The 17404-nt window shown below is 60.5% G+C and carries 16 protein-coding genes; all 16 read right to left on the bottom strand.

What is annotated here, in order from left to right; translation table 11 throughout:
* Positions 1-4: 4 nt before the first annotated feature.
* Positions 5-1219 (bottom strand): sensor histidine kinase, encoded by a 1215-nt coding sequence (locus LRS11_RS15245; RefSeq protein ID WP_260493770.1) that lies wholly within the window; start codon positions 1217-1219, stop codon positions 5-7.
* 159 nt (positions 1220-1378) lie between these two features.
* A complete protein-coding gene (locus tag LRS11_RS15240; protein WP_260493769.1) occupies positions 1379-2854 on the bottom strand; it encodes a sigma-54 dependent transcriptional regulator in 1476 nt (491 codons plus the stop codon).
* 193 nt (positions 2855-3047) lie between these two features.
* Entirely contained in the window at positions 3048-3344 is a 297-nt protein-coding gene (locus LRS11_RS15235) for a flagellar protein FliT (protein WP_260493768.1), read from the bottom strand.
* Between the two features lie 27 nt (positions 3345-3371).
* Entirely contained in the window at positions 3372-3752 is a 381-nt protein-coding gene (fliS, locus tag LRS11_RS15230; protein WP_173205908.1) for a flagellar export chaperone FliS, read from the bottom strand.
* Between the two features lie 99 nt (positions 3753-3851).
* Entirely contained in the window at positions 3852-4247 is a 396-nt protein-coding gene (gene fliS / locus LRS11_RS15225) for a flagellar export chaperone FliS (protein WP_260493767.1), read from the bottom strand.
* A 3-nt stretch (positions 4248-4250) separates the two neighbouring features.
* Entirely contained in the window at positions 4251-6005 is a 1755-nt protein-coding gene (gene fliD / locus LRS11_RS15220) for a flagellar filament capping protein FliD (RefSeq protein WP_260493766.1), read from the bottom strand.
* A 76-nt stretch (positions 6006-6081) separates the two neighbouring features.
* Positions 6082-6459 (bottom strand): flagellar protein FlaG, encoded by a 378-nt coding sequence (locus tag LRS11_RS15215; protein ID WP_260493765.1) that lies wholly within the window; start codon positions 6457-6459, stop codon positions 6082-6084.
* 72 nt (positions 6460-6531) lie between these two features.
* On the bottom strand, positions 6532-8145 hold the full coding sequence (locus LRS11_RS22365; RefSeq protein ID WP_312026976.1) for a flagellin: 1614 nt from the start codon (positions 8143-8145) through the stop codon (positions 6532-6534).
* Between the two features lie 274 nt (positions 8146-8419).
* Positions 8420-9184, bottom strand: a complete 765-nt coding sequence (locus LRS11_RS15195) for a cephalosporin hydroxylase family protein (protein WP_260493764.1) — start codon at positions 9182-9184, stop codon at positions 8420-8422.
* 20 nt (positions 9185-9204) lie between these two features.
* Positions 9205-10125, bottom strand: a complete 921-nt coding sequence (locus LRS11_RS15190) for an NAD-dependent epimerase/dehydratase family protein (protein WP_260493763.1) — start codon at positions 10123-10125, stop codon at positions 9205-9207.
* A gap of 2 nt (positions 10126-10127) precedes the next feature.
* Positions 10128-10874 (bottom strand): TylF/MycF family methyltransferase, encoded by a 747-nt coding sequence (locus LRS11_RS15185; RefSeq protein WP_260493762.1) that lies wholly within the window; start codon positions 10872-10874, stop codon positions 10128-10130.
* A gap of 12 nt (positions 10875-10886) precedes the next feature.
* Positions 10887-12134 (bottom strand): class I SAM-dependent methyltransferase, encoded by a 1248-nt coding sequence (locus LRS11_RS15180; protein ID WP_260493761.1) that lies wholly within the window; start codon positions 12132-12134, stop codon positions 10887-10889.
* Positions 12131-12691: a dTDP-4-dehydrorhamnose 3,5-epimerase family protein gene (locus LRS11_RS15175; protein WP_260493760.1), complete on the bottom strand. Its 561-nt coding sequence runs from the start codon at positions 12689-12691 to the stop codon at positions 12131-12133. Before LRS11_RS15175 ends, LRS11_RS15180 begins: the two co-directional genes overlap by 4 nt.
* Positions 12688-13770 (bottom strand): CDP-glucose 4,6-dehydratase, encoded by a 1083-nt coding sequence (gene rfbG, locus LRS11_RS15170; protein ID WP_260493759.1) that lies wholly within the window; start codon positions 13768-13770, stop codon positions 12688-12690. Before rfbG ends, LRS11_RS15175 begins: the two co-directional genes overlap by 4 nt.
* Positions 13752-14525 (bottom strand): glucose-1-phosphate cytidylyltransferase, encoded by a 774-nt coding sequence (gene rfbF, locus LRS11_RS15165; RefSeq protein ID WP_260493758.1) that lies wholly within the window; start codon positions 14523-14525, stop codon positions 13752-13754. The genes rfbG and rfbF overlap by 19 nt, the downstream gene beginning before the upstream one ends.
* Positions 14525-17344, bottom strand: a complete 2820-nt coding sequence (locus tag LRS11_RS15160; RefSeq protein WP_260493757.1) for a tetratricopeptide repeat protein — start codon at positions 17342-17344, stop codon at positions 14525-14527. Before LRS11_RS15160 ends, rfbF begins: the two co-directional genes overlap by 1 nt.
* Positions 17345-17404 lie beyond the last annotated feature (60 nt).

Raw genomic sequence — 17404 nt, 5'->3', positions numbered from 1 at the left:
GGCATTACTCCTGAGAAACCGGATGCGCTGCAGGCAGCAGCGGCAGAACGAGGGTGGCACAAGTGCCGCGCCCAACTCGTGAGCGCAGTTGCAGCTCGCCCTGGTGGGCACGTGCCACGGCCTGAACCACGGCCAGGCCGAGGCCGGTGCCGGTGGTCTTGGTGGTGAAGAAAGGTTCGCCGAGGCGCGCCAGGGTCGCCGGATCGATGCCGTCGCCGTTGTCGCTGACGCACAGGCGCAAGGTATTGCCACGGGCGTACAGGTGAATCTTCAAACGCGCCTCGCGGCCCGCGGCCTGGATCGAGTTCTGGATCAGATTGAGCACGGTGCCGACCAAGGTGTCGCGGTTGCACAGCAACTCGCCGGCGCGGGCATCGCACTGCCAGCGTACGCTCATGCCCTGCACATGCACGTCGGCAGCGGCGCGCAGGGCATCGAACAATACCGACGGTGCGATACGGTTGGGTAAAGGCAGCTCGCCGCGGGCAAACACCAGCATGTCGCGCACCTGGTGCTCCAACTCATGCAGGCGCTCCTTGAGGCGCCCGGCGAAGCGCTGCTGCTGCTCCAGAGGCAAGGCCTGCTCGGTCAGATGGCTGGCATACAGCAGCGCTGCGGACAGCGGCGTACGAATCTGGTGGGCCAGCGAGGCAACCATGCGGCCGAGGGCCGAGAGGCGCTCATGACGGGAGAGTTGATCCTGCAGGCGACGGGTTTCCGTCAGGTCGGTAAGCAACACCAGCTGCCCCGGCTCGCCATGCAACGAGCGGGTGGCAATGGACAGCCGGCGGCCATCCTTGAGGGAAATTTCATGACCATCATCTTCACGCGGGGCAAAACTGCGGCTGATGACTTCACGCCAGAGCATGCCAACCAGCGGCTTCACCAGCAGCGTGCGCGCCACCGGATTGGCCTCGCGGACCACGCCCTGGCCGTCGATCACGATCACCCCACCGGGGAGCAGGTCGAGTAGGCTTTGCAGGCGATGGGCCAAGCGCTCCTTTTCCGCCAGCTCCTGCATGCGCTGGGCACTGACCAAGGCCAACTGCCCCTTGAGCTCGGTAACCCGTGCCTCAAGCATGCTGTAGGAGGCCGTGAGCTGCGTCGACATCTGGTTGAACAGCTCGAACGCCTGCTCCAGGCTGGCGCGACTGGCCTGTTCAACCGGCGCGGCAACGACGGCTTGAGGATTCGGGGATGGTTGGGCAGCTTGGCTCATGCTCTTCTCTCGCTTGGCAAACCGTCAGAAGACGGTCAGTCAGAAGAGTCATAGCAATCGCCGTGCCTAAAAAAATATTGTTTATTTTCAAATGCTTAAAAAATAAAGCCGGAGACTGCGTCAAAGCTCCGGCTTTATTGGCTGGGTGAAGCGACCTTGTCAGTCTTCTTCCCCACCCTCCTCGTCCCGTCGGCTCATGCCGTACTTGCGCATCTTCTCCACCAGCGTGGTACGGCGGATACGCAGACGTTCGGCAGCCCGCGCGACGACGCCACCGGCATCGTCTAGGGCTTGCTGGATCAGACCCTGTTCGAGGTTACCCAGGTAGTCCTTGAGGTCGAGGCCTTCCGGCGGCAGCATCGCTGCCGTGGAGACGCCAGGCAGCCCCGCACCAATAGCAGCACGCTCCTCGAACTCCTCGCGCAGGCTGGTCGCCAGCTGTTCGTCTTCGTCATCGACATGACGGAATTTCTTCGGCAGCTCGCCGACGCCGATCACCCCATAGGGATGCATGATCGCCATGCGCTCGACCAGGTTGGCCAGCTCACGGACGTTGCCCGGCCAGTCGTGGCGGCACAGCGACATGATCGAGGCCGAGTTGAAGCGAATCGAGCCGCGCTTCTCGAACTCCATGCGCGAGATCAGCTCGTTCATCAGCAACGGGATGTCTTCCACCCGCTCGCGCAGGGGCGCCATCTCGATGGGGAATACGTTGAGGCGATAGTAGAGGTCCTCGCGAAAGGTGCCCTCTTCGATCATCTTTTCCAGATCTTTGTGCGTGGCAGCGATGATGCGCACATCGGCGCTTTGCGTCTTGTTGCTGCCAACACGCTCGAAGGTGCGCTCCTGCAGCACGCGCAGCAGCTTGACCTGCATCGGCAGCGGCATGTCGCCGATCTCGTCGAGAAACAGGGTGCCGCCATTGGCCAACTCGAAACGCCCGGCACGGCTGGTGATGGCGCCGGTGAATGCGCCCTTCTCATGGCCGAACAGTTCGCTTTCCAGCAACTCAGCGGGAATCGCCCCGCAATTGACCGGGACGAACGGCGCTTCGCGACGCTTGGAGTGGTAGTGCAGATTGCGCGCGACCACTTCCTTGCCGGTACCGGACTCGCCGAGGAGGAGCACGCTGGCTTCGGTATCGGCGACCTGCTGCATCATCTGCCGCACCTGATGGATGGCACGGCTGGTGCCCACCAGGCTGCGGAACAGATTGGGCTCACGCTGCCGGCCGCGCTCGCGCGCCTGGTCGTACATCTCGCGGTAGACCTGGGCCCGGTGCAGGGAATCGAGCAACTTGTTGTAGCTGGCCGGCATCTCCAGGCTGGCCAGCACGCGGCGGCGCAGATCTTCCGACCAGTCGGCCGGGGCGGCTTCGCCAATCAGCAGCAGTGGCAGGTTCTCGTCCCAGGCGGTCAACTGTTTGAGCAGCTCCAGGGCACCACCCTTGACCTGGACATCGCCCAGCAGCACGCAGAGCACGGTGCGGCTGGAGTCCAGCGGCGCTACCGCTTCACGCCATGTGGCGCTAGCGCAGGAAAAGTGCTCTTCACCGAGAAAATTGAGAATCACCGCCAGATCACGGCGGCGCTCGCTGTTGTCGTCAATCAGCAGGATCTTGGTTTCACGCCACATCTTATTAGGGTCTGACTCGCGAGCTGGAAATGAAGTTGCTCACTAAGGTCGTGGGCAACACCGGCAATTGGCCACTAGTAAAGTCAAAAATCAGGCGTGAGTCAATTTTATGACGTGAATTTTCTGCTTTTTAGCGATAAAAGTTCGATTCGCGGGAAATAACGAGGCACTGCAGCCCGCAAAGCGGGCTGGGTCAGGTGAATAGCTGGTAAACCTTGGCACCTTGCTGGGACTGGTTGAGTTGCACCAGCTCGCCCGCTAGACGACGCTGCTCGCTCTGACACATCGTCACCAGTTCGCGATAGAGGTCGAGCAACTCTTGCATGCGCTCGCGCAGCACACCTTCATCGTGCACCGCCTCGACCATGGCCTCGTCAACCGCTTGCCGGCATTGCGCATCCAGCTCACCGATAGCGGTCCAATCCTGGCGAGCCAAGGCGTCACGCAAGGCACTGCCGGTGGCTTCGAGACGCTGCACAGATGAACTCATGAGATTTCTCCTCGGTCACGGAAAGCCTTAGTGGCTGATGGCATCCCAACCGGATTTCACATTACGCAGCAGCCCCGCCACTTCATCGACCAGGGCCACATCATTGTTCAGGTTAGCCTCGATCAGACGAGAAACCATGTATTCGTAGAGCCGATCAAGGTTGGCGGCGACTTCGCCACCCTGCTGCAGATCCAGCCCTTCACGCAGGCCGCCGATGATACCAATAGCTTTGCTGATCAGCTCGCCCTTGATTGCCACCTGACCATGCTGCATGGCGCCACGCGCCTGCGCCAGACGCGACATGCCACCTTCCATCAACATCTGGATCAGTCGGTGCGGGCTGGCATCGCCAACCTGCGCTTGGGTATTGACGGTTTGATACTGCTTGAGGGCCGCCATCGCGTTCATGATCTCTCCACTGAACATTGCCTTGGATACATCAAATGTATCGGCAATCCGGTGGACAGCTTTAACGCTAAAGACGCAGGAAAGGACGAAAAATGCAAATTAGCCGGCGGTCGCCGCAGGCTCTACCTCGGGGCCGATAGCGTCCCAGGCAGTCTTGATCTGGGTTAGCAGCGCATGCACTTCATCGAGGCTGCGCGGAGTGCTATCCAGCGCCACGCCAGCCAGCTGGCGAGTCATGTAATCGTAGAGGGCATCAAGGTTCTCGGCGATTTCACCGCCCAGATCCTTGTCCAGCCCTGCCTGCAGTACACCCAGGATGGTGATGGTGCTGCCTACCGCCAGCCCACGAATCTCGGTATCCCCTTCCGCCTGGGCATGGCGCGCCAGACGAACACGCTCAAGAGCACCATCGAGCAACAGCTGCACGGTACGGTAAGGCGATACTTCCTGACTGGTCTTGACCTGCTTGTAAGTATCGATGGGTTTCTTGCTCATCTATCAATCCTTCTTCACAAAGCCCGGCAGACTCGCCAATTGACTGGTCAGACTCTCGCTGGTCTTCTGCAAGCGCGCAACCAGGCTGTCCATCGCGGAATACTGCGCCACCAGACGCGCCTGAACTTTCTCGATGCGCATATCCAGCGCTTCGCGCTGATCATCGATATTGGCCAGGGTGCCGGACAGCGACTTGGTGCGCTGATCGAGGACGCCATCACTCTTCAGATAGTTGCTGACATTGCTCTCAAGCCGCGTCATCAAACCATTGCTGCCGCTGAAGTATTCGGCCACCCCTTCGAAGTTGCTATCCAGGGCAGCACTCAATGTCGTGTCATCGATCTTCAGCGTACCGTCCTTCTGCGTGGTGATGCCCAGCTCAGCCAGAGCCCGCGCACCATCAGGACCGGTCATTTTCACCAGTTCGCCACGAATACCAGACATCAGGCCACGCACCGTGACATCGCCCACCAGGGGCCCGGTCACCGGGGTACCGTCGGTTACCGGCACTACCGCACTCAGTTGCCCGACCGTGCTGATCAGACTGTTATAGGCATCGACAAACTTCTGCACATTGCTTTTCACCGTGCCCTTGTCGACACCGACCGTGACATCAACGGTTTTGCCGGCCAGAAGATCGGCGCTACTTTGGGCGCTGACCAGATTGAGGGTCAGACCATCGATCGCCGTGGTGACCGTATTGCTGTCACTGGTGACCTGCAGACCGTCGACGTAAAGAATGGCAGACTGCGCCTTGCTGATTACCCCGCCTGCCCCTGTGGTCGAGTTAGGACCACTTGAGGTCGCGACAACACCAGAGGCCGGATTGAGCGAAGTCAGCTCATTGGTTCCGGTAGCACCGCCAGTCGATGATGCACTGACCTCCAAGGCGGTTCCATTAGTGGAACTCAGCACCAGGCGGGCGCCAGACGAGTCGGTTTCAATCGTGGCAGAAACACCTTGGCCGCTGCCTGCGGTGTTTATGGCGTCACGAATGGCCTCCATGGAGTCGCCATCATTAACCGCCACATTGAGACTAACCGAGCCGGCAGTGATTTCCAGGGCACCAGCCTTAAACGTCGAGGTTGCCCCTGCGGCAAAGCTGGGTAGCTGCAAACTGGCTGATGGTTGGAATGACTGCGTAGTGAGCGCCACAGTGCCCGTCGTAACACCATCCTGCGTTGCCGCTACCGTGATGTCATTTCCTGCCCCGGTCTTATTGGAGCTCAAAACCAGGCGAGAGCCAGAAGCATCGGTGACGATGGTGGCACTGATCCCTGCGCTCTTGCCTTCTTCGTTGATGCTGTCGCGAAGCCCACTGAGGGTATTGTTGGCTGCCGTGACATCGACTTCGATACTGGACGAGCCGGCCGATATGGTCAGCTTGCCACTATTGAACGTGGTGCCTGAGGTGCTGGACACGGACTGCAAGGCGACCTTGCTGCTGGAAGCGAGCTGCTGCACCTGCATGCTGTACTTGCCGGCATCTGCCGAGGCGGCAGCTTTGGCGGTGAGTACGCTGCTACTGCTGGATGAAGCCGTGCGCGTCTCGAAGACCGAAGCCTTGCTCAGGCCCTGGATGGTTGCCTGCAGGCTGCTCAGCGAGCCCTTGAGGGTGCCAAGCGCAGAGAAGCGCGAGGTGGTGACCTTTTCCAGTCGATCCAGCTGCAGGGTCTTCGGAGCTTTCTCCGCATTCACCAGCGCTGTCACGATGCTATCGATATCGATACCCGATCCGACACCCAGAATTCCAGCCATGTTACACCTCGCCAAAAATATGACTATCAACGCCTCGTGAGCGTTTAATAGTCAAAAGCCATGCCAAAACTTGACGTCAGGCTTCGGCCTTGAACAGCAAACTGCGAACCTCTTCCAAGCTCTCTGCAAGCTGCAGAGCCTCTTCCGAGGGGATCTGGCGGATGATATCGCCGGAGGTAGCGTCGGTAACTTTTACCACTACCCGCCCGGAACCATCTTCCAGGGAAAAGTTGATATTGCGGCGCGCCGATTGCACGAACTCTTGGATGGTTGAAACAGCAGTTTCAACCTGTTCGCGCGAGATGCTAGCGGTTTCGCCTGGTGCTGCCTGAGCCGCTCGCTCTTCGCCGGCCGGCTCAGCACCTACTACCTGCTTGCGCGCAGCGTCCACGGAGGCGGAACGCCCTGTGGCAAGCGCCGGGTTCAGCGAATTCTTGATTGAGCCAACGTCCATAAATTTCTCCTCACAATGAGGGAACGGGGAGAAGAGCTATGCCCTTCTCCCCGCAGTCTAGCGCGTTTGCCCTTACTGCAGCAGGCTGAGAACAGCCTGCGGCAGCTGGTTGGCCTGTGCCAGGATTGCGGTACCGGCCTGCTGCAGGATCTGGTTTTTAGTCAGTTCCGAAGTTTCCGCAGCGTAGTCAGTGTCGCGAATCCGGCTACGAGCAGCCGAGGCGTTCTCAGAGATGTTCTGCAGGTTCGAGATGGTGTTCTCGAAGCGGTTCTGCACAGCACCCAGCTGAGCACGCTGGCTGTCGATGTTGGAGATCGCCGCACTGACGATACCCAGAGCATTCTGCGCGCCGATGGCGGTGCCGATATCGATTTCATCGACCGACTCCAGGGTGCTGAACACGCTAGCGGACTGGATAGTCGTATCGATGGTGTCGAAGTTCTCGACCTCGAAGGAATCCGCCGACTCGAAGCGCACCTGGCCTACGGCCACCGCACCATCAGTACCGTCACCGGCCAGCGCCTGAGCAGTACCTACCGTATCGCTGGCATCCTCGGTATCGGCGATACCGTTGTCACCATTGAAGGCCATGCTCTGTAGCTCGGCAGTGATCGGCGTGGTACCGCCATCGGCACTGGCAGTGAATTCGTTGATGACAATATTGTCACCGCGCTCACTGACCATTTCCAGGGCACCGCTATTAGTCACACGGGCACTGATGCCAGTACGGCCAGTTTCCTTGTTGATGGCATCGGCCACACCGGACATATCTTTCCAGTCGGTCATGGCTACGGAAATCGCCACACCATCATCTTCCTCGGCACTATTCGAGCCGTACAGGGTGAAGCTGATGTTGCCGGTAGTTTCTGTGTTGGTGAAGCCACCACCGTCAGAATCCTGCTGCAGACGGACCACTGTGCGCGATGCGGAGGTCACACCGGTAGCACCCGAAGCACCATTCACGGCATTGGACAGTTCACGTGCCGAGCTGCCATCCGCCAGAGAAATCGAAGCGGTACCCAGCTTGCCTTTGATGGTCAGACCATCGGTACTGGCCGGAGAAGAGGCGTAGCCGATATCGGTAGAAGTCAGATCCGCAAAACCGGTGATCTGGCTGGCAGCGAGGCCACTCTGGGCGGCAGTTTCGCTGGATACGCTGCTGTTGAAGCGGCTGGCACCGATACGCGAGGCGGAAGCTGCACCGACGGAAACGCTGATGGTTTCGAAGGCGTTGGCACCGACCTGGAAGCTCTGCGAACCGAAGGTACCGTCGAGGATCTTGCGACCGCCGAAGGTAGTGGTTTCGGCGATGCGGTCCAGTTCCTGTTGCAGCTGGGACACTTCACCCTGGAGGGCTGCACGTTCAGTTGCGCCGTTGGAACCGTTGGCCGATTGCAGGGCCAAGTCACGCATACGCTGCAGAATGCCGGTGGACTGCTGCAGGGCGCCTTCAGCGGTCTGCGACAGGGAGATACCGTCGTTGGCGTTACGAGTGGCCACGTTCAGGCCGTTGATCTGGCTGGTCAGACGGTTGGAAATCTGCAGGCCAGCAGCGTCATCTTTGGCGCTGTTGATACGGAAGCCGGTGGACAGGCGCTGAAGCGAAGTGTCCAGGCCTTTGGCAGAAGTGTTGAGGTTACGCTGAGTGTTCAGCGACGCTACGTTGGTGTTGACTGTCAGGGCCATGGTGTTTGCCTCCAAAGGACCGTACTAACTGGGTTTGCCTGAGCTTGCGAGCTTTGGGCCTGCTTTGCTCAGACGCCCCATAAAGTTCGCATTCGATCTTTGTATCGGCGCTACCCGGCGCAACTTTAGGCGGCTTTAGCGAGGAAAAACCATTTTTTTTATTTCAGTCAAAACAACGATTTAGAGTATTTAACCAGCAGGAAAAGGGCTTTCACTGGAAGTTTGACGCGCCACAGCAGGCTAATTGCAGTGGCGCACCAACACTTTCCATCATTTAGACGCGCTTCAACCAGGCATCCGGCCAGTGGGTGATGTTCTTGCTCAGGGTGCTTTCATTGAACGGCCAGGCCGGCTGCTCGATGACAAACTGCGGATTGCCCGCCGCGAAATCGATAGCCGCGTTGGACGGGTTGTCGGTACCCCAGTCCTTGCCGGCACGCGGTACATCCTTGACCTCCTTCATCACCCCATCGGTAGAGACGATGTAGGAGCCCTTGGTCACCAGTGGCGAATACAGGCGCAGTTCTTCGGCCACATGGGCATAGGTGTGATTCGAGTCGAGGATGACCAACACGGTTTCCCCGGGCTTGATCAGCGACTTGACCTGCGCCACTACATCATCGGCAACCGAGCTGCCTTCGATCAGCGTCAGGTAACTGAACAGCTCATGCTCTTCAATAGCCTTGCGATTGTGCGGGCGGATCTCGATGTCAATGCCGATCACCCGGCCCTTGCCCATGGCCTGGAACAGGCTGGCGTAATAGATCAGGGAGCCGCCGTGGGCCACGCCGGTCTCGACTATCACGTCCGGCTTGACCTTATAGATCACCTCCTGCATGCGGATCATGTCTTCCGGCAGCTGGATTACCGGGCGGCCCATCCAGGAGAAGGTATAGGGGTATTTCTGGTTCCAGCCGAGGTTGACCCATTGCTGGGATAGCAACTCGAAGGCCTCGTCGGTGTAGAGTTCCAGCTCGCGAACCACTCCGCTCTCGTTCAGGGTCAGTTTGTTGTTATCGGTATCGACTGTCAGTTTCACGTCCTGCTCCTTTCTGAGTATTAAATCTGCCCACGCCACCAGGCCAGGGCATCATTCAAACCACTGTGTAGATCGAATCGCGGCTGCCAGCCGGTCGCCAGCAGGCGCTGGTTGTCGGCGATCAGCAACGGGGGGTCGTTGGCCGCTACAGGCACAACCCCGAATTGCAGCAGGTGTTCGGCATCCAATTGCCTGGCCAGGTACTCGATGACCTCGCGCAGGCGTGTCGGCTGTCCGCTGCCGATATTAAATGCGCCCTGGGCATCGACACGCAGCAACTGGACCAACGCTGCGGCCACATCCGCCACATGCAGCAGATCACGCAGTTGCTCGCCATGCGAGCAACGCGCCGGCTCGCCTTTGAGCAGCGCACCGATTACCGCAGGCACCAAACGCGCCGGCGCTTCATACGGGCCATAGGCATGGAAGATACGCGCCCAGGCCACTGGTATGTCATGCAACTCGCCGAACAACTCGGCCAGCTCCCGGGTAGCATTCTTGCTACGCCCGTAGGGGGTTGCTGGCTTGGTCGGCGTTTCGTATTCACGACACACCCCCTCACCAGACCAGTCGTATTCCGCGCAACTGCCCACCAGTACAGCCTGTTCGCCGCCATGCTGCTGGAAGGCTTCCAGCAACTCCACGGTGGCCCGCACCCAGCTCAGATTTTCCGGCGAGGTCCAATATCCACCGGGCTTGGCGCACCAAGCCAGATGCAATAAACACTGCGGCCTGACCGTTTTACACAAAGACTCAGTAGCCCCAGGCAACAGCAAGTTCACTGCATGATGGGTGATGTGTTCATGGCCTACCGCGTAGGTATGGCTCTGGCTATAAACGGCATGCACTGCCCAGCCAGCCTCATGCAATTGACTGAGCACATGGCGACCAATAAAACCACCGGCCCCCGTCACCAGAACACGCCTGGAAGAACTCGACATGTTCAGAGCTTTACCAGCAGGCCTTGACCGGTAGGCAGCTCTAATATGCGCTCATAGTGTCGCTGACTGAGCCATGCATCTTCAGCATGTTGCTGAGCCCCGTACCACAACCAGCCATAGTCATCGAAAATTATCATGCCGCCGGGCACCAGACGCTCATAAAGCTGATCAAGAACCGCCACTTCTGCATCCGCATTATTCATATCGATATGCATGAATGCGATTTTTTCCGGCATCCCCTTCACAAAGGAATCGGGCACAAGGCCTTGCACCACCTTGACCCGCGGATAATCGCGCAAACGCTCGCAGACCTGCGTATAGAGCTGATCGCTGTGACTCGACAAAGCATGATGCTTCATATCGGGCGTGTGATAGAAAACATCGTACAGATAATAATCACGCGCCATGTCATTGAAGCCCAGGTAATCACAGAGCACCTTGACAGTGAAGCCCTTATAAACCCCAGCCTCTACAAAATCACCCTCCAGCCGGCTGCATTGCCGGGCAGCCCAGCACAAGGTGTGCAACCGCCAGACAAGGGACTTTTCCTGCGAGTCAGGATCGTTGTTATTAATCGCGGCGACGAATTTATCGTCCCGCAAAAAACCCATATTCCTGTTCCAGGTTATGAGATTGTCACCGGCAAAAATACCATCTGCTTGCAAGGTATTAAGTGCATTTGAAACACCATCAACGAAGCGCTCTTTATTGCCGACGCCGTAAAACATGTCCGTAATATAGTTAGCCATGACTTCCCCTCCTTAAGACTCAGCGCTGCACTGAACATCAAGCTGGCGCAACTTCGGCACGGCCACCACGAAGCGGCCACCCCATGAACTGACTACAGCCTGCTGCTCCCTCACCTCGCTCAGCAGGTTCCACGGCAGCACCAGCACATAGTCCGGCTGCTCGGTCGCAATACGCGCCGGCTCGACGATCGGAATGCGGCTACCAGGCAAAAACTTGCCCTGCTTGTGCGGGTTGGCATCGGCCACCCAGGCCAGTAAGTCGCCACGCACGCCAGCGTAATTGAGCAAGGTGTTGCCCTTGGCTGCGGCGCCGTAACCCACCACTTTCTTGCCGTCGGCCTTGGCCTGCAGCAGGAAGCGCAATAGCTCGTGCTTGATGCGTTCGGCCGCTGGCGCCAGGCTGGCGTAGAACGCCGCGGTACGCACCCCGCTCGCCTCCTCCCGCGCCAGCAACTCGGCGACCGCCGGGGCAACAGCGCGGCCAGCGCCTACCCGCTGCACGAAAACACGCAACGACCCACCGTGAGTCGGCAACTCCTCGACATCGAAGATGGCCAGGCCATTGCGCACGCAGAGGTTCTGCACGGCGGTCAGCGAGAGGTAGGAATAATGCTCGTGGTAAAGCGTGTCGAACTGGTCCTCGGCCATCAGCCGCAGCAGATGGGGGAACTCGAACGTGGCCACGCCATCGCCCTTGAGCAGGGTGGCGAAGCCCTTGAGGAAGTCGTTGATGTCCGGCACATGGGCCAGCACGTTATTGGCCGCCATCAGGTCGGCGCTCCAGCCGTCCGCGACCAGACCCGCCGCCACGGTTTCACCGAAGAACAGCTCGCGGATCTCCAGGCCCTTCTCCCGCGCTGCCTTGGCCGTGCTGGCCGTGGGCTCGATGCCCAGGCAGGCAATGCCGCGCTGCGCCACGTATTGCAGGAGGTAGCCATCGTTGGCAGCAATCTCCACCACCCGGCTCTGCGCCGTCAGCCCGAAGCGCTCGACCATCTGCGCCACGTAGCGCTCGGCATGCTTGAGCCAGCTGCTGGAGAAAGAGCTGAAATAGGCGTAATCGGCATCAAACAGACTGTCTGCAGCCCGATAGTCCTCGGTCTGCACCAGCCAGCAGCCATCACACACCAGCACCCGCAGCGGCACCCACTGCTCGGCCTGGTTCAGCTGTTCGCTAGTGACATAGGCGTTCGATGGCGGCGCGGTGCCCAGGTCGATCAACGGCAGGTGCAGGTGCGCACCACAGCCTCGGCAGTTCATAGACGTACTCCTTGGAAATCTTCGCCCAGCAAGGGATGGCCGGCATCGCGCGCCGACAGGCCCTGCACTGGCAGCGGCCAGTCGATGGCCAGGCGCGGATCACTGACGGACAAGCCCCCCTCGTAGCCCGGGGTGTAATCGGCACTGTGCAGGTAGAGCAGTTCGGCATCATCGCTGAGAGCCTGGAAGCCATGGGCGAATCCGGCGGGCAGCAGCAAGCTGCGACCATCGCCCGCCTCCAGGCGCTCGGCGTGCCAGCAGAGAAAAGTCGGCGAGCCCTGGCGCACATCCACCGCCACATCCCACACCGCCCCACGCAGGCAGGTGATCAGCTTGCTTTCGGCCTGCGGCGGATACTGGAAATGCAGCCCGCGCACCGTGCCACGCTGAGCGGTGCGCGAGTGGTTGATCTGGCGGATATGCAGCGGCTGGCCGAAGGCCTGCAGGCTGCCCTCGCAGAACAGCCGAGCGAAACGCCCGCGCTCGTCCTCGTGCACCTTGTGCTGCAGGCTGAACAGCCCGGCCAGCGGCAGCTCACGCAGGTGCAAATCGCTCATGCCGCCCCCCAGTAGCCGGCCAGCTGCGCCAGGCTCACCGCGCGCATGTCTTCGCCGCGCTGCCAGGCCTGGTGCCAGTCAAGGGTCTGCTGCAGGCAGTCATCCAGCGACCAGCGTGGCAGCCAGCCCAACAACTGGCGGGCACGGCTACTGTCCAGGCGCAGCAGGCCGGCCTCGTGCAGTTCACTCTGTTCGATAATCAGGCCCGGTGCCTGCGGCCAGCGCGCCGCCATGCGTCCGACCACGTCGCCGACATTGCAGGTATCGGCATCGGCCGGGCCGAAGTTCCACGCACCGGCCACGGCCGGGCCCTGCTCATACAGGCCCTGGGCCAATTGCAGATAGCCCGTCAGTGGCTCAAGGGCATGCTGCCAGGGGCGCACGGCCTGCGGGTAACGCAGGGTCACCGGCTCGCCACGCGACCAGGCTGCCAGCACATCCGGCACCAGGCGATCGGCAGCGAAATCACCACCGCCCAACACATTGCCGGCGCGCGCGGTGGCCATGGCCAGGCCGTGCTCGGCGTGACGCGCCACCGGGAAATAGGAGGCGGCAAAAGACTGCGCCACCAGCTCGCAACAGGCCTTGCTGCTGCTGTAGGGATCATGGCCACCCAGGGCCTCGTTTTCCCGATAGGGCCAGGCCCACTCGTGATTGGCGTAGACCTTGTCGGTGGTGACCACCACACAGGCGCGCACACCGCCGACCTGGCGCATGGCTTCGAGCAGATGCAGGGTGCCCATGACGTTGCTGGCGTAGGTACCCAGCGGATCGCGATAACCCTCGCGCACCAGCGGCTGCGCCGCCAGGTGCAGGATGATCTCGGGGCGCACTTCAGCCATCACCCGTTGCAGTTCGGCCAGATCGCGCAAGTCGCCGATATGGCTGTCGATGCCCTCACCCACCCGCGCCAGCTCGAATAGGCTCGGCTGGGTCGACGGCGCCAGGGCGAAACCACTGACCTTGGCGCCCCAGCTTTGCAACCAGAGCGCCAGCCAGCCACCCTTGAAGCCGGTATGACCGGTCAGCAGAACGCGCTTGCCCTGCCAGAAGGCCTGGCTCAGTTCCACTGCTTCCACGGCGCCTCCCCGCTCTGCCACAGTTGCTCGAGGTAGTTCTTGTCGCGCAGGGTGTCCATCGGGTGCCAGAAGCCTTCGTGCTGATAGGCCATCAGTTGGCCTTCGCTGGCGAGCTGATCCAACGGCTCGGCTTCCCAGGTAGTCGTATCCTTGTCGATATAGGGCAGCACCTTGGGCGACAGAACGAAGAAGCCGCCATTGATCCAGCCGCCATCGCCACGTGGCTTCTCAACAAAACCGGTGACCTGGTCACCTTCGCGCGCCAGCGCACCGTAACGCCCCGGCGGCTGCACCGCGGTGACGGTGGCAAATTTGCCATGCTCTTTGTGAAAGGCCACCAGGGCACTGATATTGAGGTCGGAAACACCATCGCCATAGGTGAAACAGAACGCCTCATCCTCTTCCAGAAAACGCCCGACGCGGCGCAAGCGGCCACCGGTCATGGTTTCCTCACCGGTGTCCACCAGGGTCACCCGCCATGGCTCGCTGTAGTTCTGGTGCACTTCCATCTGGTTGCTGCGCATGTCGAAAGTGACATCCGAGGTGTGCAGGAAGTAGTTGGCAAAGAAGTCCTTGATCGCATAGCCCTTGTAGCCCAGGCAGATGACGAAGTCCTGGATACCGTGGGCCGAGTACTGCTTCATGATGTGCCAGAGGATCGGTTTGCCACCGATCTCGATCATCGGCTTGGGCTTGAGGTGCGATTCCTCGCTGATCCGCGTCCCGAGGCCACCGGCCAGAATCACCGCTTTCATTATTGTTCTCCTTGTTCGCAATAGCGTTGCCACATCTGCCGGTAGGTTTCCTCCATGCGCCGGGTGAAATCCACCGCATCGCAGAGTTTAGAGGCCAGCATCTCATCACGCAGCCCGGCGCGGATCTTCGCCAGCGCCGGCACATCGTTGGCCAGCGCCACCAGTTTGTCGAGGTACTCCTGCACCGTGTCGGCAATCCACTCGTCACGCCCCATACCATGCAGAATCAGCGCGCCGACGCGACCCATGGAAGGGCGATCACGCAGGCTGACCACCGGCAGGCCCATGTACAGGCTTTCATACAAGGTGGTGCCGGAGTTGTGCGGGAAGCAGTCCAGGGCGATATCCATCTGCGCCAGCGCCTCAGTGGCGGGCGAGGTATAGCCGATCAGCAGGCGCTCGGCGGCGATACCTTGCTGAGCAAACAGGGCGAAGTAATGCTCGCGCAAACTTTCGTCCGTAAAGGCACTGCTGTCGAGCAGCAAGCGCGAGTTCGGCACGCGCTTGAGCAACACGGACCAGACCTCGATGACCTTATAGTTCAGGCGCACCGGGCGAGTCAGACTGCCGAAGGTGATATAGCCGTTGCTCAGCGCCGGTAACGCGCTGATCTCGACCTGCATGCGCTCCGGCGGCACATAGGCCACGGCGGGCGCTGGCATGCGCCAGAGGCTTTCGGCGAAGGATGATTCGCAGCCAACCGGCAGCATCTGCTCGTCGGCGAGGAAGTAGTCCACCTGCTCCAGGCCCGTGCCGAAGGCGAAGCCCATCCACCAGCTGATCTGTACCGGCGCCGGTTTCAGAGCAAACACCTGCAGGCGACTGTTGCCGGTATGCCCGGCCAGGTCGACGAGAATATCGATGCCGTCCTCACGTATGCGCTCGGCGATCGCCTGGTCACTCAGCCCGACGCAGTGGCGCCAGTGGTCGACATGGCCGATGAAACGTTCGGTCATCGCATCTTCACGGCGCACCAGCGAGTAAGCGAACACCTCGACCTGCTCGTGATCGTGATGGCTGAGCAGCGGCTCGATGAAAATCGCACAGACGTGGTGACGGAAATCTGGCGATACATAGCCGATACGCAGGCGGCGCTTCGTGGTACGCGGGTTGTCGTAGTGGAAATACTGTCGGGCCGGATAGCGGCTAGTGACCTCGCGGTACAGCGCATACACCTGCTCGCCACTCCAGTCCGGATGGTAGTTGGCGAAGAACAGCAGATTGGTGCGCGCCCCCGGCAAGTCGAGCACCTGGCGCAACAGGGCGATGGCACGGTCGAGGTTGCCGAAATGCGATTCGACACCTGCCAGATTGATCAGTACCGGCTCATAGCCCGGCATCAGCTCCTGGGTCTTACGATAGGCGACCAGGGCTTCCTTCAGACGCTTGTCGGAACTGAGAATGTTGCCCAGGTTGTTCCACAGGCTGGGATCGCCGGGATTGAGTTCCAGCGCCACGTGCATGACCTTCTCGGCTTCCTCCAGCGCGCGCCAGTCCAGGTAGGTATTGGCCAGGTTGTTCCAGGCCAGGGCCTGTAACGGCGAAATGGCCAGGGCGCGCATGAAGCAACCCTCCGACTCATGCTGGCGCCCAACCGACTGGTACACCCCGCCGAGCATGTTCCAGCCCGCTTGATAATCGGGCTTGAGCTGCAAGCCACGCATCAGGTATTCCAGAGCCTTGTGCGGGTCTTGCTCCTGCTGATAGGACTGACCGATCCAGCACAGCGCTTCATGATGATCCGGCTCCAGCAGCAGCGCCCGATCCAGGTACTCACGCCCGGCCTTGAACTGCTGCATCATCACCGCCGACATGCCGCGATGGCACCAGGCATCCGCGTTGTCCGGACAGCGCTCGGTCCACTCACCCATGGTTTCCAGATCATCATCGAGACGCTGGTTCTTGCGCAGGAAGTTGCTCAAACGCTGCCAGGCCAAGGTGCAATCCGGGTTGTGCTGCAACAGTTCGCGCAAAGTCTTTTCGGACTGTGCAGGCGAACCCTGACGGGAATGCACGGCAGCCAACACCAGGCTGGCCCGCCACTGCCGTGGATCGGCCGCCAGAGTAGCCTCGGCCAAGCGTTTTGCCTTCGCCACATCATGATCGAGCTCGAGATCGGCCAACGCCGCGCGCAGCTCCAGATCATCCGGCCATTCGCGGTAAGCCGCCTTGACCAGCGGATAGGCCGGCTCGCGCTGGCTCAACTGGTAACGGGCCAGGGCCGTGGCCCGACGGGTCTGCGGCGAGGTGCCGCGCAACTCTTCGCCCAGGGACACCACCTGCTGCCACTCTTCGGCGGCGAACGCCTGCTCGAAGCGCTGCAGAATCAGGGTTTGCGAGCTTTTTTCCAGGCAGCACTTCTTGTATTTCAGGCCGCTACCACAGGGACAGGGATCATTGCGCCCCGGCTGATTCGCCGGCAGTTGTCCGAGGATATTCAGGCGTTCTTGCAGTTGCGCAATCAGCGCCAGCGCTTCGTTCGCCCCGGCATGCTCGGGCTGCAGTTTGAGAACCTGATTGAAGGCGGTAACAGCAGCCGGCCAGTCCTGCGCCTGCAGGCAAGCCTGACCAAGCTTCATCGCATGTTCGGGATTGTCGGGCTCGAGATCGACCAGATGGTCAAACGCCCGCAGTGCCGTGACAGGATCACGACTGGCCAGGGCCGCCTCGCCCAGCAGCGCCCAAGAGGGGGCGTCTTCCGGCACATACTCCAGCACCTCGCGGCAACTGTTGCGCGTGCGCGTGTAATCACCCTCGTCAAAGCCCAGGCGCGCCTGCCCGCGGAAGAACTCAACCAGCCACTCGGTATCAACTGCCATGCCTGCTTCCGTCAATTTTTCAGCATCGTCTGAGCAAGTTAGCAATTAACACGCCAGAAG

The organism is Pseudomonas sp. J452 (assembly GCF_024666525.1).
Taxonomy (GTDB): Bacteria; Pseudomonadota; Gammaproteobacteria; order Pseudomonadales; family Pseudomonadaceae; genus Aquipseudomonas.
This window is presented reverse-complemented; position numbering and strand designations above follow the sequence as displayed.

What these genes read in the sequence shown, in the direction of transcription:
- LRS11_RS15245 (WP_260493770.1), bottom strand. Translation starts at nt 1,219, where the DNA reads ATGAGCCAAGCTGCCCAACCATCCCCGAATCCTCAAGCCGTCGTTGCC.
- LRS11_RS15240 (WP_260493769.1), bottom strand. Translation starts at nt 2,854, where the DNA reads ATGTGGCGTGAAACCAAGATCCTGCTGATTGACGACAACAGCGAGCGC.
- LRS11_RS15235 (WP_260493768.1), bottom strand. Translation starts at nt 3,344, where the DNA reads ATGAGTTCATCTGTGCAGCGTCTCGAAGCCACCGGCAGTGCCTTGCGT.
- fliS (WP_173205908.1), bottom strand. Translation starts at nt 3,752, where the DNA reads ATGAACGCGATGGCGGCCCTCAAGCAGTATCAAACCGTCAATACCCAA.
- fliS (WP_260493767.1), bottom strand. Translation starts at nt 4,247, where the DNA reads ATGAGCAAGAAACCCATCGATACTTACAAGCAGGTCAAGACCAGTCAG.
- fliD (WP_260493766.1), bottom strand. Translation starts at nt 6,005, where the DNA reads ATGGCTGGAATTCTGGGTGTCGGATCGGGTATCGATATCGATAGCATC.
- LRS11_RS15215 (WP_260493765.1), bottom strand. Translation starts at nt 6,459, where the DNA reads ATGGACGTTGGCTCAATCAAGAATTCGCTGAACCCGGCGCTTGCCACA.
- LRS11_RS22365 (WP_312026976.1), bottom strand. Translation starts at nt 8,145, where the DNA reads ATGGCCCTGACAGTCAACACCAACGTAGCGTCGCTGAACACTCAGCGT.
- LRS11_RS15190 (WP_260493763.1), bottom strand. Translation starts at nt 10,125, where the DNA reads ATGTCGAGTTCTTCCAGGCGTGTTCTGGTGACGGGGGCCGGTGGTTTT.
- LRS11_RS15185 (WP_260493762.1), bottom strand. Translation starts at nt 10,874, where the DNA reads ATGGCTAACTATATTACGGACATGTTTTACGGCGTCGGCAATAAAGAG.
- LRS11_RS15180 (WP_260493761.1), bottom strand. Translation starts at nt 12,134, where the DNA reads ATGAACTGCCGAGGCTGTGGTGCGCACCTGCACCTGCCGTTGATCGAC.
- LRS11_RS15175 (WP_260493760.1), bottom strand. Translation starts at nt 12,691, where the DNA reads ATGAGCGATTTGCACCTGCGTGAGCTGCCGCTGGCCGGGCTGTTCAGC.
- rfbF (WP_260493758.1), bottom strand. Translation starts at nt 14,525, where the DNA reads ATGAAAGCGGTGATTCTGGCCGGTGGCCTCGGGACGCGGATCAGCGAG.
- LRS11_RS15160 (WP_260493757.1), bottom strand. Translation starts at nt 17,344, where the DNA reads ATGGCAGTTGATACCGAGTGGCTGGTTGAGTTCTTCCGCGGGCAGGCG.